Source organism: Thalassoglobus neptunius (genome assembly GCF_007859735.1).
GTDB lineage: Bacteria > Planctomycetota > Planctomycetia > Planctomycetales > Planctomycetaceae > Thalassoglobus > Thalassoglobus neptunius.
Genome location: NZ_SIHI01000019.1, coordinates 29541 through 43690 on the forward strand (window position 1 = coordinate 29541; position 14150 = coordinate 43690).

14 protein-coding genes are annotated in these 14150 nt (G+C 55.0%); 7 read left to right on the forward strand and 7 right to left on the reverse strand.

Annotated elements, in window-relative coordinates; translation table 11 throughout:
* Positions 1-11: 11 nt before the first annotated feature.
* The 3 genes from KOR42_RS18695 to KOR42_RS18710 all read right to left on the reverse strand — a co-directional run bounded on the left by KOR42_RS18695 (position 12) and on the right by KOR42_RS18710 (position 2540).
* Positions 12-1232: a C1 family peptidase gene (locus KOR42_RS18695; protein ID WP_146511370.1), complete on the reverse strand. Its 1221-nt coding sequence runs from the start codon at positions 1230-1232 to the stop codon at positions 12-14.
* Positions 1232-2200, reverse strand: coding sequence for a hypothetical protein (locus tag KOR42_RS26825; RefSeq protein WP_197441338.1), 969 nt, complete (start codon positions 2198-2200; stop codon positions 1232-1234). Before KOR42_RS26825 ends, KOR42_RS18695 begins: the two co-directional genes overlap by 1 nt.
* A 106-nt stretch (positions 2201-2306) precedes the next feature.
* Positions 2307-2540: a hypothetical protein gene (locus KOR42_RS18710; protein WP_146511372.1), complete on the reverse strand. Its 234-nt coding sequence runs from the start codon at positions 2538-2540 to the stop codon at positions 2307-2309.
* A gap of 121 nt (positions 2541-2661) precedes the next feature.
* On the opposite strand from KOR42_RS18710, the gene KOR42_RS26830 reads away from it, so the two are divergent.
* The 3 genes from KOR42_RS26830 to KOR42_RS18720 all read left to right on the forward strand — a co-directional run bounded on the left by KOR42_RS26830 (position 2662) and on the right by KOR42_RS18720 (position 4419).
* On the forward strand, positions 2662-2832 hold the full coding sequence (locus KOR42_RS26830) for a hypothetical protein (protein ID WP_197441339.1): 171 nt from the start codon (positions 2662-2664) through the stop codon (positions 2830-2832).
* A gap of 28 nt (positions 2833-2860) precedes the next feature.
* Positions 2861-3163, forward strand: a complete 303-nt coding sequence (locus KOR42_RS18715; RefSeq protein ID WP_146507546.1) for a hypothetical protein — start codon at positions 2861-2863, stop codon at positions 3161-3163.
* A gap of 173 nt (positions 3164-3336) precedes the next feature.
* Entirely contained in the window at positions 3337-4419 is a 1083-nt protein-coding gene (locus KOR42_RS18720; protein WP_146511373.1) for a DNA adenine methylase, read from the forward strand.
* Between the two features lie 8 nt (positions 4420-4427).
* On the opposite strand, the gene KOR42_RS18725 is transcribed toward KOR42_RS18720, so the two are convergent.
* Entirely contained in the window at positions 4428-5192 is a 765-nt protein-coding gene (locus tag KOR42_RS18725; protein WP_146511374.1) for a thermonuclease family protein, read from the reverse strand.
* A 234-nt stretch (positions 5193-5426) separates the two neighbouring features.
* Here KOR42_RS18725 and KOR42_RS18730 point away from each other — a divergent pair, with 234 nt between their 5' ends.
* The 4 genes from KOR42_RS18730 to KOR42_RS18745 all read left to right on the forward strand — a co-directional run bounded on the left by KOR42_RS18730 (position 5427) and on the right by KOR42_RS18745 (position 12609).
* Positions 5427-5663 carry a hypothetical protein gene (locus KOR42_RS18730; protein ID WP_146511375.1) on the forward strand — a complete coding sequence of 79 codons (237 nt, stop codon included), beginning with the start codon at positions 5427-5429 and terminating at the stop codon, positions 5661-5663.
* 71 nt (positions 5664-5734) lie between these two features.
* The gene (locus KOR42_RS18735) at positions 5735-5962 is read left to right on the forward strand and encodes a hypothetical protein (RefSeq protein WP_146511376.1); all 228 of its coding nucleotides are present in this window, start codon (positions 5735-5737) and stop codon (positions 5960-5962) included.
* A gap of 154 nt (positions 5963-6116) precedes the next feature.
* On the forward strand, positions 6117-6866 hold the full coding sequence (locus KOR42_RS18740; protein ID WP_146511377.1) for a PEP-CTERM sorting domain-containing protein: 750 nt from the start codon (positions 6117-6119) through the stop codon (positions 6864-6866).
* Positions 6867-7164: 298 nt separating this feature from the next.
* On the forward strand, positions 7165-12609 hold the full coding sequence (locus KOR42_RS18745; protein WP_146511378.1) for a nucleoside/nucleotide kinase family protein: 5445 nt from the start codon (positions 7165-7167) through the stop codon (positions 12607-12609).
* A gap of 18 nt (positions 12610-12627) precedes the next feature.
* On the opposite strand, the gene KOR42_RS18750 is transcribed toward KOR42_RS18745, so the two are convergent.
* The 3 genes from KOR42_RS18750 to KOR42_RS18760 are packed head-to-tail and all read right to left on the reverse strand — an operon-like array spanning position 12628 to position 14146.
* A complete protein-coding gene (locus KOR42_RS18750) occupies positions 12628-12831 on the reverse strand; it encodes a DUF6011 domain-containing protein (protein ID WP_146511379.1) in 204 nt (67 codons plus the stop codon).
* Positions 12828-13937: a hypothetical protein gene (locus KOR42_RS26835; RefSeq protein ID WP_197441340.1), complete on the reverse strand. Its 1110-nt coding sequence runs from the start codon at positions 13935-13937 to the stop codon at positions 12828-12830. Before KOR42_RS26835 ends, KOR42_RS18750 begins: the two co-directional genes overlap by 4 nt.
* An 11-nt stretch (positions 13938-13948) precedes the next feature.
* Positions 13949-14146 (reverse strand): carbon storage regulator, encoded by a 198-nt coding sequence (locus KOR42_RS18760; protein ID WP_146511380.1) that lies wholly within the window; start codon positions 14144-14146, stop codon positions 13949-13951.
* Between the last annotated feature and the right edge of the window lie 4 nt (positions 14147-14150).

Below are 14150 nucleotides of genomic sequence, written 5' to 3' on the forward strand. Positions count from 1 at the left end.
CAGTGTCTCCTTCAAACGGGGAGTTGAGTCCGTCGCGTGTGGCGACGTCGACGCCAGAACATCGCTCCCGCCGATCCCAACAGGCAGACGCCCCCGGCGGCTTCCGCGAGGGGACGTTCAATCCCGAGCCAGGCATAACAGGCCGGGGCGACAAGTGGCATTGGAGCGGGGATCTCAACGAGGTCCTGCTCCTGATCGGCAGTCGCTCCAAAGATGCGAAAGTCGAGATCTCGCAGCGGGAATCCGGAGAAGTTGGAATAGGCCCAGCTGTCTCCCTGGCGAACCATCCGCTCGACGACGCGGCGAGAGATCCAGAATCCTCCTGGTGGTTCGTCTCCGGCCGGTGGACCGTGGGCGGCCGATCCCCAGCTGTTCAGACAGTAGCAGGCTCCGGTTGATCCATCGGGACAGTCGGCTTGATCATCGACACCGAGCAGGCACATCTGATGAGCCCATTGCCCCGAGGGCATTCCAAAGGCTTTGCCGCGATGCACTTTGGCCTGCATTCGGAAACCCTGATTCGATGCGACTGTGACCGGATAGCCATTGGCCAGAGCGTCGCGAACATCCTCGTAACTGTTGACCTGGGCCACAGTCTCGACGACGAAGTCTTCGGCCTCATCGAAGTACTCGGCGGGCGGTCCCTGGTAGCCCCATTGATCCGAGAGGCGTCCGGAGTACTCGGGCACTCCGGGAACATCGGCAGCCAGCACACCGTAGCGTTCCACGGCATTTGCCGCCCAACTCCCCACCGATCCAGCTGAGCGTCTTAATCGTCCCGCTCCGATATCTTCAGCGGTTCGGGAGACTCCGTAAATCCACGGAGCAAACGCACACCGAAAACGGGCGGACTGGCCATGACTGGCAATCTGCACAGCCTGCAAATAGTTGATCGCGTTGGCCGCTCCCTGAGCGACGCAATCTCCAGTCTCTTGCCGGAACGTCGGAAAGTGCTCGCCACCATTGATCGACTGAGCAAATTCCCACAGAGCGACTTGCGCTCCGGAGGAATCGAAACTCGGATCGGCCAGAGCAAAGACTTCGACCGGAGCCCCCGTCGAGGGATCGACCGCCTCGGCGAGTCCCATCCGCTGCGACGGGGGCGTGACTGCTTGATCCACATGGATCGTGATGGTCTGCTGAGAGCTGAAGAGAGCGGATCCGCCGAGGATGGCCATCAGCCAGGCCATCCAATTCAGTTTTGTTCCGCGCGCATTGGGTTGAGTCGTCATCAAGAATTCTTCCTCGCAGCGGCTCGCAGCCCGAGTGCCAGTTCCCGGAGCAACACAGCCCAGTCCGGCGGTTGCGACAGTCGGCCCTCGCCATACAGTTTCGCGAGGCGATCAGCGAGCCAGGTGTCAAAGGGTTTCCAGAGTGTCAGGTTTTGGCCGAGTGCCGAGCGATTGCGATCCCGGATCTCGGAAAGGATGGTGTCGACTCCTGCCAGAGAGCCTGCGGAGATGGCCGCTGAGACGGCTTCGAAACCATCGGCGATCCGATTCGCCTGGTCTCCCCGCTGATCGGCAGCGATCGTCAACTGGCATACCTGATCACAGACCTGCTGCGAGATCCCGAACGTCCCCTCTGGGAGTGTCGGTTCGGGTTTTGGTTCCGGTTCAGGAGGAGCGGGCGGTGTTGGAGTCGGTTCGGGCTCCGGAGGTTGCGGAGGCGTGGGCGTCGGTTCCGGCTCGGGCGTGGGTGTCGGCGTGGGTGTCGGTGTGGGCGTTGGTGTGGGCGTTGGTGTGGGCGTTGGTGTGGGCGTTGGTGTGGGCGTTGGTGTGGGCGTTGGTGTGGGCGTTGGTGTGGGCGTTGGTGCGGGCGTGGGTGTGGGCGTGGGATTCGGCGGCAGCGGCCCGGGTGGGATCGCGGCATAAACGACCACTCGCCAACGCTTCAGGTCGATCCCTTCGGCATTGGCCACGGCAAGCGTGATCTCGTATTCCCCCGGATAACTGAACAGTTCGAGGACCTGCCCCGAGTCGTCGGTGACGTGCCCCTCGCGATCATCGCTGCCCGGTCGTTTGAGGACTTCCCAGCGATAGGTCGAGGCATCGATCGACCGCGACGCATCGAGATAGATCTTGTCACCGGGAACGGCTGCCGTCGGACCGACGATCCGGGCCTGTGGCGGAGCCGCGTCGAGTTGAGTACATCCCGCCAGCGTGGCGAGAACACCGGCGACGAAGATCAGAACGCGCATGGATCAAACTCCTGAGAGATTCCGCCTTGAATCAAGACATCAAACCTGCAGGCGTTCGTTCACTTGTTATACAAACAGGTGAACAGCCGATCGCAGGCCATTGGCATCAGCGGTCGGACTTGAACAGATTCAGCAGTGAGAGATCGAGCGGTTGCGAGGTCAGCAAACGCAGGATGACATTCAGAACCAGGACGATCGGCAGGGCGTAGCCTGCAAATTCATCCGGCAGCCCACCGGAGTTGATCGACTCCAGAATCGAGCCGACGGCAAAGACAGCGAACACGATCAGATTCGCCCAGAGAGTTTTCGAGGTCAAAACCGACTTGGGTTGTTCGTTCATGATTTCCCTTCCGTGGGTGTTCAGGTTCGCTCTCACAGCGAACACATACGAAGTCAATGAGGCGTGCCATCATGGCGATTGAGACGAAAACAACCTCGACGAGTTCCCTCGAGTCGATACGATGAAAGTCACTGCGTCAGCGATCCGCCTCGTGCAGATCTCGGCAGTGACTCCGGACCATCCCGACCCGTTTCATCGCACGTTCAAGGAAGAACAACCCTGCCACTACATCAGGGGCGATGTCAAGACGTTCGCAGAGCGGACGCGGTCGAACGCACCAGCGTTCGCCTGACGACACAGCACCGACAAAGGAAGGTCAGATGGTCCGGAGAGTCCAGAGTAGTGAAGGTCCGTTGGATGATGGTCGAGCCTGGGACGATGACTTCGATCCGGAGCCAGCGGAGATGAAGCCTTCGAAGAAACCTCGCAGTAGATCTCTGAAGCTCAAGAAGCAGATCAGCCTGATGATCACCCGGGAGGAGTATCGCCTCCTGGAACTCGAAGCCTCGCGTCGTTCGTCGATCGGTACCAAATCGAGCGGCACCTCGTCACGACCGGTCTACGTGACCGACCTGCTTCGCGAAGTCCTGCAGCCGTTGCTTGAGCAGCTCGCAAATAATTGATCGGCAACTCTAGAGTTCTATTGACTGCCCCGTCGCAGTAGTCAGATCGTGCACGCCCAGCTTCGAGCAGGACTGCCACCGGTAGCCGCCGATGACAGTCCCTAACGCGAAACATATTGACCTGAACTGGAGGTCGCTACATTCCGCGTGTGCGCGGTAGAAAGTGCGACACCATGTCTGCCAACACTCCCTGTCATCGGTCTGCCCAGTCTTCGCAATTGAGCAACTCACCTGTCACCCGCAGAACCACTGCGAGCGACAAAAAACTCCTGCGCTGTCCATTCCCGTACTTCGGCGGGAAGAGTTCGATTGTTCCGATCGTCAATGAGCGGTTTGGAGAGATCACTGCTTTGAGAGAACCGTTCGCTGGCTCGGCAGCACTCACACTCGCCAGAGAGCCCGTCGCCCATGAAGCCCTCAACGATGTGAATCACTACATCGTGAACTTCTGGAGAGCGATCAAATCCGATCCCGAAGCAGTCGCGGAGCATGCTCACCATCCCGTCACCGAAGCCGATTTCCACGCGCGAAGTACTTACCTGTTCCGAGGCGATGCAGTGAAAGGAGCCCAGCATCAGATCGCACAAGATCCGGTGTACTTCGATCCCCGCCTGGCGGGCTGGTATGCCTGGGGCAAATCGTGCCAGATCGCGAATGCGTTCGAGGGCGTGCAGAAGTCCAAACCTTCGATGCGTGGCAATGGAGTCTGTGTTCCGGTCTATCGCACCCAGCGGGCTCGTCAACTGGCACTGATGGACTGGTTCGGGGCGTTGGCCGAACGACTCCATAACGTCCGGATTCTGTATGGGGACTGGCAGCGACTCGTTTCGGCCCCATCCTCGCTGGGACTCTTCAATAAGAACTCCATTTCCGGAATCTTTCTGGATCCACCGTACGCCCACAGTCTGGCCCGAGTTCAGCAGCTGCTCGGCCTGGCGACTGAAATCTCAGATCCCGATCGCGGCCGCACAGACTGCTACCTGTGCGACGACGACAAGAGCCAGGTCGACCAGCTCGTCGCCGACGTCAATCGCTGGTGCCAGCAGTCAGGCAGCAATCCCCGACTCAGAATCGCCCTCTGCGGTTATTCGGGAGAACACGACAATCTCGTGAGTGATCATGGTTGGACGAAGCACTCCTGGACAACCCAGGGCGGCTGGGCCAACACCAGCAAGAAGAAAGGCACCCGCGGAAAAGAAAACAAATCCCGCGAAACGATCTGGTTCTCCCCTCACTGTCTCCGATGCGGAAAGTGACAACGAAGCTATCCGCCACAAATCCCACACGCTCGACCGTCAGACCCGCTGCAGGAGCGACCCGCTTTTGTGTTTCCGTAATGCTGGCATGTCGAGTTGTGCCGGACTCCCGAGTTGGTGTTGAGCCAGTAACTCAGCGTCGGAGCTGAAGGTCGCACTTTGCTTGGAACAATGACCGGTTTCGTCGGAACGAGATCGCGAGCGGTCTGACGTTTACTTCGAGCACGCTCCGCAGCAAGTGCTCGGCGTTCACGCAGCAGTTTGCGATATTCCCAGGGAGGGATCGGACGATCGTGATCCCATAGTCCATGCTGTTTCGACCGAGCGTACACTTCTGCCTTGGCAAGCATTGGATCGCAGTTGTAGTCGGTGTAGTGCCAGGCCCATCCTTCTCGCACGAGTTTCTCATTGATGTTCACACCATCCAGAAAGACGTAACCGAGCGTTCTTTTGTAATCGTCGATTCCGGTGACATGAATCTCGACGACTTTCCCATGGATCCATTCTCCAAGAGCCTGCTTGGCCTTGGTTCCATGATCCTGACCAGTTTCTGGAGCATCGATTCCTTCGAATCGAACGCTGATCAGTTTTCGATCCCGAACGATGGCGATCGTGTCAGCATCTTTGACGTTCACAACCTTGCCCCGCATCACTTCCGAGACAACTGGAAGACACGGTTCTCCATCCTTTGCAATACGGACTTCCTCAGCCGCCAGAAACCATGTGAAGGCTGTCAGCCCAGCCAACCCGTAAAGCACCGTTGAAAATTTCATCGACATACCCTTCTCGCCCGCATTGGACTTCTGTTTCAGTGCCCAACTGGGATGAATCACCAACTCATGATCATTGACTTTTCGTGGCCGGTGACGAACTCGAACAAATCAATCTCAAATTCTGCTCCGATGGCTACGGCAGTGCCTTGCTGTCTCTTCGAACGTCGAGGTAGATGTGTTTCAACACCAAGGAAACAAACTCTCAAAATTCGACTTCAAACGGAGCGTTCCCTGATGATACTCAACGAGCAGACTGAGTTCTACGAGACAGATTCTTTTGACTTGATTCGATTTGCGAAAGCGTATCAAGACCTCGGCGAGGCAGTGACCGAACAACTCGACGATCTCTTCGAACAGCGATATGACGAAGTCAATCCGAACGCCATCGAGCTGATCCGACAGGAACTCGGTGGTATGAATGAGGAGATCGATTCAGTGCTTGAAGAATTCGCACACCGCAGAACTCACTGAAGTACTTGCCGACCGCAGGCAAGGAGGCCTGCGCGTTCTTTCACAAGTCCCTCAAACCTGGACAATCGACCATGACCACGTTCCTCGTCGCCACGCTTTCTCGATATGTTTTGGTCGAAGCCTCTGATGAAGACCAAGCTCGCCGACTGGCGCGACCCGGCTTGGAAGAACTCTACGCGAAAGAACGCGAGCAATTCGGCAGCGACTTCCCAATCGAAATCCTCACCGTCAGGCCAGCTACACAGCCAGAGATCGACCTCTGGAACTGGCACCACCAAATGATCGCCAGCCACTCCTGATCATCACTTTCGCTTCCGAGCGTAAAACGACGCAGAACTGACAGTGCCTCTCATTGTCAGTTCTGCGTCGAATTCCTTGCACAGAGTCCCTGCCGCGAAGTATCTTGGTAAAGGCCAGCTTCGTTCCACACCTCTGTTGAGTAAAGGGTCACCCATGATGCGCTCCTGCAGTCTTCACCTCTCTTCAACGCTGCTTGCTTTCAGCTGTCTGTTCTCAGCCTCTCAGTCAGCCTTCTCGGATGTCGTGTTCACAAACCTCCGTCAGGGTTCCAACGCGACGTTCTTCGTGTTTCCTGTCGACGAAACAGTCCTGACTCCACCACCGACTGACGGAACGATCATTTCGACTTCTGACACCGACGGCGACGCCTCCGCGTCGATGGATACCACGATCACTCAAATGGGTGACACCTGGACGATCAGCTCAACGTTCGACTCCAATCGTCCAATTGAACTTGATCTGACCAACTCCATCTTGGATATCGAGTTCAATCTAATTCGCGACATGGCCTGGACACTCGACATCTCGATCGACTGGCCAGCGACGGGACTTGATCCCACTTACCCGCCAGGCTTCGTCGAAACATGGCTGGACGCTCCGGGCGGATCGCGTTTGTTCTATATCGCGAGTACTGGTGCCGTCGACGCAACTCAGACAATTTCACGTTCGGGAATCGCCCAGGGAGGTGCTGGTTACGCACTCAACTTCGATATCTGGGATCTCAAAGTCTACGTCGACGTGAATGGTGTTGAGACAACCCATCCCGGTAGTGTGAGTGGAACGCTCGAGTTCACTCTCACCCCCGCACCCGTTCCAGAACCGACGTCGATGGTCCTGTTTGGCGTGGGAGCCATCGGCCTACTGGGAGCTTCACGGTGCAAAGGAAAATCGCCAAGCGTTTGAGAATCGGCCTCTGGAACTGGCATGAGCAATTGGCCGCGTCTTACCACTCTTGATGATCAAAGTCACGAAGACCCTGGGATATAACCCAGGGTTAAAGCTTAAGAGGGCAAGCTTCCCTATGTAGTCAACCGGTACAACTTCATCGGTTTGGTGAGTAGATTAGAGATTCGGACAACGAGATCTCGAGCTACGTCCATTCAGAAGAAAAGATCATTTCGTCTTAGTTCATGCGACAATGAGTTTTTCCGTATTTGCTTAAGCGGGCCAAAGTTTACTTTCCGTCTGAAGGATACCACATATGGCCAAACAAGCTGCACCTGTCGAGTTGACCGGGGGAGAAGGTTTTAACTACGAGGACCGGGTCGCGGCGCGTTTTCTGGTTGACATGCTGTCCGGAATAGTTCCCTTCGGCGTTGAGTTTGGTTCGATCACGAAGATCGATTGGCAAGCGAGGGACACAGGCCGACTACTCGATGATGTAGTTGTGACGATGTCCGATACGGTTGGACTGCACATCGCGGAGCTTTCTATCAAGAAACACCGCCAAGTTACAAGTGTCGGGTTCCCGTCAAATTTTGTTGAGGCCGCCTGGGAAGAGTGGCTACATACTAAAATGTCGATATTTGAGAATGACCGCGATCTCCTTGTCTTGGTCACTGGAGAGATTGCCAATGATGTTGGTGAGGCATGGTCAACGCTTCTCTGCCAGGCGCGAGCGACATCGCCCGACCGTCTCATCAGTCGGCTCCAAGTACCAGCCTCAGGTCATGGCTCTCAGGCTTCTGAGACCTCACGTAAATTGTTCGAGAGTTTGCAGTGCCCGGAGGTCTTGCTGAGTCAGGGTCAGACGGACGATGAGGCCGCGGTGGAGTTGCTGCGACGGATTCGACTATTGACTTTCGATTTCGAATCGGATCCGAGTCGAGATCTAGCTCGTGCGGTAGCTGACTGCCAGCGACTACTGAATGACTCAAGTCTTAGCGAAGGCCAGAGGCTCTGGGAGACGCTGGTTGGGAAAGCAGCAGAGAACAGAGGAATGGGAGGTTCTCTGGACCTGCCAACGCTTGTCTCGGAATTACGTTCGACGTTTCAACTTGTTGATCACCCAGATTTCACAAGCGATTGGATTGCCATCAGGCAATCTTCCGACGACGTGCTCTCAGACGTTCGGAGTGAGATCGGTGCGAACACGTCAATTGATCGGGAACAAGAGGCGAATGAGATCGCAAACGCTCTTAGTACGTTGAGGGTCTGTTTGGCGGCAGGAGAATCAGGATGTGGAAAGTCAGCGCTGGCGAAACGTGTGTCAGAAGACTTCTACGACACGACGGTTGCGATCCTACCCGAGGACTGTGAAGTCGAGCGATTGAAGCAACTCGACGGGAAACTCGGAATCACTCATCCTCTGATCGAAGTACTTAGTTCGAGCCGGGACCGCTGCCTGCTAGTCTTGGACTCGTTGGAACGGTACTCAGAGCGAGGTCTCCGGATCGCAGGAAGGCTTCTTTCCAACGTTCTCGCAGACGATCGGTGCTCACACGTGAGTGTGCTGCTGTTGGTGCAGTACGACTCTACTCAGCGCGTTGTCACTCGTCTGAGCGAAGCCGGTATCGACCAATCTAGGCTCGACATCACTCCAATCGGCTCACCACCTGAGCCTAAGATCAAGCAAATCCTTCAGGATTCGGCTGGAGTCACATGGGTAACTTTGCGCAATGAAATGCGGCCTCTGTTGGGGAACCTCAAAATCCTCGACTGGGTTGTTCGTGCATCGCAATCCGGTAGCGAATTTGGTAAAGCCAATCTGACTGGGCTGATCTCGCTGATTGATTACCTCTGGAGCCGGTGGATTGAGTCAGACGATCGCGGTATGGCTGGTGGCGGGCTGCTCAAGAAGATCGCCTTCATCGAAGCATCGGGATTGGCTGCTGGAGTGCCGTTGGCCTCACTCGAGTATTCTGAACAACAGGCACTCAACTCTCTGATATCGGCTGACTTACTCAAAAGGCGGTCTGAACGGATCAAGTTTTCACACGATCTCTTGGGTGATTGGGCGAGGTTGAGAGTCCTAATCGGTGATGACCCAACTGTATCGCACGAAGGAATCCAACGATGCGCGATGGCGCGTTGGCATCGAGCTGTCCGGTTGTTCGGCAGATGGCTTCTCTCTCAAGAGGAAGGTGTTCATAGATGGTCGGAGGCGGTTAGACGGACTGAAAATAATGGCACAGACGAAGGAACTGTCATTCGCGACTTACTGCTTGAATCAGTTGTCGTGAGCGAGAATTCCAGAGCGTTGCTATCGATGGCGTGGCCAGTATTGATCGAGAATGATGGTCGGTTGCTCAAGCTGTTGCTCGACCGGTTCATGTTCGTTGCCACCATCCCCGACCTCAGGCTTCCCAAACTCGTCAATAACGGAAACATTGCACTACAAGTTGAAGTTGCATTTCGCTTTCCGCTCTGGCCGTATTGGGGAGCAGTCTTGGCGACGCTCGATGAACACAGCGCCGTCGTCTGCCGAATTGTGTCCAACGAAGCAGCTTGGGTTTGCAAGCTGTGGTTGGAGAAAATGCCACGAGAGATCGAACCAGGGACTCCGTTTCCATTTCGAGATCATGCTTCCAAAGCAGCCTTGTCAATAGCAAGAGAGTTCCAGGCGCTGCGGGCAGAAGGAGTTTATCTGCACGATGCAAAGGAACAGATTGCCTATCAGGCTGCATTGCTGGCGGCTCATGAATTTCCAGATGAGGTTTCTTCATTTGCACTTGAAATGGCTCGGAGAAAGCCGGCATCGCAAGAAATCCAGGAGCGAGCAGAGGCCGCGAAAGTTGAGCTTGAAGAGAAGCGACGGCGGTGGGAGGAAGAGAATCCGGACTGCGTCGAACAATTGCAACATCTTGGAGCATTACCGTTACCACTCGGCGAACGTGTCGGCCCTTGGCCAGATGGTCCAACAGAACGTGTCGATGACGCCTTTCGCGAGGCAGTCCTTGACAGTTCCTCCATCCTTCCACTGACAGAGGAACGCCCGAACACTGCATTCGAGGTCCTCTTGGCGGTATGTATTGAGCCACCATATCTTGAAAACCCCTACGGCTCTTTTGGGATGGACGACTGTGGCCTGGAATCGTGGCATGATCAAGACCCCGCTATGTACTTTCAAGGTCCATTCTTGCCACTCTTCAGGTTATGCCCCAGTCAAGGAATTGATTTCGCCCTCAAACTGATCAACTTCGCCACAGGACGATGGGCTGCCAAGGAACTCAAGTACAGAGAGCGTCGTGGCCCGGCATCTCCCAAACTCGCCGGACTCATCGAAGTGGACGACGACCTTGAAGTACTTGTTCAAGTTGGAGCGGACGCTAAACCCTGGATTGGTGACCGACGTGTATTCCGCTGGTATTTGGACTGGCCAATTGACTGTCGAATCATTCCTTGCGTGCTCATGGCCTTGGAGAAGTGGATCTATGAGCAAATCGACAACGGACAAGACGTAGACGACATCCTTCAAGAACTCGTTGGCAGGAGTGAATCCGTCGCTTTCGCCGGACTGTTGATCGACGTTGGGAAACGACAACCAGAACTGTTTTTGACCGTCCTTCGCCCCCTTTTAAGTGCGTCGAAATTCTACCTATGGGAGCCGCAAATCCTGATGGATCGGTCCGCGACATCGTTTGGACTTATGGGATGGTGGAAACAACCTGGTGACCTTGTCAAACTTGCACGCAACTGGCACTTCGCTCCGCATAGAAAAAACGAACTACGACGGATCGCGGTTTGGTTGATGTTCATGTTTCCAGAAACGGAGACTTTCTTTCAGGAGTGTCGTGCTCGTTGGACTCAAGAAATCAAAACGGCACAGTCTCCGGATGTTCTGCAGATCCTGATCGCAGTACTTGACAAGTGCAACTATCGTGAAGAACTCATGGAGGGGAATCAGATTCGCACCGAGTTTGTTCTCCCAGGCAAGCTCGCAATCAAGGCTCAGGAGGATGTGAAGCGTGCGGACGATTCGATGCGCCTCGTGGAATTCCCTATCAACTGTCGGAAAATTCTTGACGGAGAAAAGGAACTGTCAGCGGCGGATTTAGAGCGTTTCTGGGATAGTGTTCGAGAGATCGAAGAACAGTCCGTAGCTGGCCAAGATGACATTGCTAAGAAGGCGGCAGCGATTTCTGGAGCAATTGCTGTTCTCTTGAACCTACACATTCATTGGATCGAGGGCGATCCCGTGCGACTGCACTGGTGCCTCCAACAGCTGCAACAGATCATTGAAAATCCCCCGAAACGCAGCCGATTTGATCTACCCGATTCTACCGGTGATTGGGACTGGGATTGCTTCGTTGCTGAAGCTGGAGTAGGACTTCTGAAAGTGGCCCCAGAAAATTCCTTCGTACGTGACCTAGTTGCAAACGGGATTGCTGGATTTCACTACGGCACGACACGAAAAACCATGACTCTAGCGCATCGATATCGTCAGTCGTTGGGAGATGATTTTAAATTGATGCAGCACTTGGCTATTCGCTGGTCTCTTGTTCGTCGACTGAGGTCGCAAAGTGAGCGCTACATTGCAGAGGCCACTCGCTGGAGGAAGACAGGCAATACAGATCACAGCTTCTCCGAAATGCTCAAAGAACTTGAAGCAGTAGCTGAACGATGGTCCGAGGAACACATCCGGATTATTAAGCAGTTTATCAACCGTGAGCCTCATCCAACAACATTTGCAAATGTCGGCCGCAACGGTCAGAAGGAAGTCGAGTCCGTGATGTGCATCAGGTTCCCGGCACGCAAGCAACAGCCGCTCCCAAAGCAAGCTACGAGACGCCGGCGTCGAGCAAGACGAAAAGATCGCGGAATAGATGGCAAGGTAGTGTCTGCAGCATTCTCGTGGGTCAGTGATGCTCTCGCGATCTCAGGGTCAGAATGTCGTCAGAGCGTGTTGCATGCAAAAGAATTAGTTGGCGTCGTGCTGTCGAGCATTCAGGTTGACGACGATGACGACAATGACGACGCAGTTGAATTGCCCGGAGAGTTTGATGGATGGGTCTTCGGATTGGCGGCAAAAGCAATCGTTGCAATGAAAGATGAAGATGATCCAGCGTCGATATGGAAGCCGATTTTGTCACTGAACGAAGAAGCAAAAGACTGGATCGCTAGATTCTTCTGGTACTGGTTTTCGGATGCCTACAAAGCAGCTCCCGACACCGACACTTTTTTTCAACGCTGGTCAGAGATGATCACTTTCGCACTTTCTGCCGCTGAATGGGACACCGGACGCGTCCAAGCGTTTGAACTGGAAGATATGGTATACGAGCTGATGGGTTATAACTTTGGGATGCACTCGATCGCGGTAGATCCAAAGTGCGCAGACAATTTAGCAGCCATGATTCCACTGCTTGACACAGCCGCTCAGAAGTGGTTTTCGATGTCCAAAGTTGTCAACGGATTCGCTAGAAGTTTGTCTAAGCCTGGTTATGACAGTATTTTACGCCCAGGAATTCAATGGCTTTATCGTGCGATGCCGAATTCCAGCGATTACCATTTTTGGAGACAGCCTGAGATTGAGTCCAATCTAATTTCTGCACTTCATCGATGTTGGGAGCAACTCGACGAGGCCGTTTGTACGGAACTCGAACTGCAGACTGCTTTCTTGGGGTTGCTGACGGCGCTCTCCTCGCGAGGGAATCACGCCGCTATGGCCCTTAGAGATCGCCTTCTTGACTCCTTGCCCGACAGATAAGTGTAGCTTTTTTATGGATTAAAATCGTTTTTGTGAGTTCTCCTCGTTGGTGATCACACTCCGAATCCTGCACGTCGGTCCCATCCGCTGCTCGATCGACTGCGGTGTCTTTAGCCGTCGGCCGCACACCTGGCAGTAAGTCACTGGAGGTTCACTCGGATCGATCAGAGAACGCTGACCAGCGATCAGTTTGCGACGGTGACGTTCGAGAATGGTTTTCATGAACTCGCCGTCCTCGGCTTCAGTGCGACGAGCCGAGCCACAATCTGCTGAGCGGTGGCATCTGCTCTCAGTCGCTCCAGGTTCCCGTACAACTCCAGCATCGATCTGAGTGTCGCATGCTGATTGACGATGGCGCGCAAGCGGTCATCACTAAGCTGCTCCATCGCCTCGGCAATCCGACTCTGCTGCTCTCTCGGTTTGGAGTCACGTTTCGCCTCCGGCCAGCGTCCCTGATGAGGTTCCAAGCCAGGCGAGGCCGACTCGATCCTCTTGACCAGAGCTCCGACTTCCCAACACTGAATCGTCCGTTGATCTTCGAAGTAGTCGATCACTTCGTGCAGTTGGTCTGGGGTACATCCTCGCTGGATCGCTCGCTCGACAACTTCCGTTGCCCAGCGAACATCGAGGTTCCCCAACCTGCAGATCACAGAAGCCTCCCCTCCTCCCTCCCTTCCCGGAATCGTCCGTCCTCCGGACGCTGAGCGGGAGGGAGAGCGGGAGGGAGCGTGTTGAGCGTGTGGAGCGTGTAATACAGTGCAATCCGCCTGCTGGACAGATCCGTCCATCTCCTGGACGGCTTCGTCCGTCTGCTGGACAAGTTCGTCCATCTCCTGGACGGCTTCGTCCGCCTCCTGGATGGCGTCCATTTCCCGGACGGCATTTTCTGAGGGTGTGGAGTCCTCAGTTGTGCGAGATTTGGGCCTCGCGTTAGCGTCCGCATTCCCTTGTGCGTTCTCGGCGGGGGTGGAGTCCGCCGAGCTGCGAGTTTTGGAGCTTGCAGCCGCCTCGGAAATGTTGGAACGAATGATTCGCCAGCGTTTCCGGGAAGAGCCTTCGATGTCATCGACGCTGATCAGCGCAGCTTCCCGAAGCTGTTTCATTCGATCGTAGAAGACAGAACGTTTTAACTCGCACACCTCCATGACCTCTTCAATCGTCTTGTCGAGATACTTCCAGTTGGTTCCGAGCATGGTGTCAAGAACGAAAAGGATGAGGCGCGAGTAGGGATCATTCAGTCGAATGTCCCTAAGTGCGTCCAACTCCCGTCCACGACGGCTGTAATTCAGTTTGGCCTGCTCGTCGTTCTCGCGTTTCCATTTGGACATTCCCTGTCCTTTCAAGCAGACTCTGCAGCTGAGACCTTCGTGTTCATTGCCTCCCAAATCTCACGACGATGTACGCCGATCGACCTGGGAGCCTCGATTCCCATGCGAACTTTGCCACCACGAATCGAGACCGCTTTGATCTCGATTCGACGGCCATCCTCCAACACAAGGACGATGTCCTCATCGACGTGTCGTGATAACACAAGCATCGTG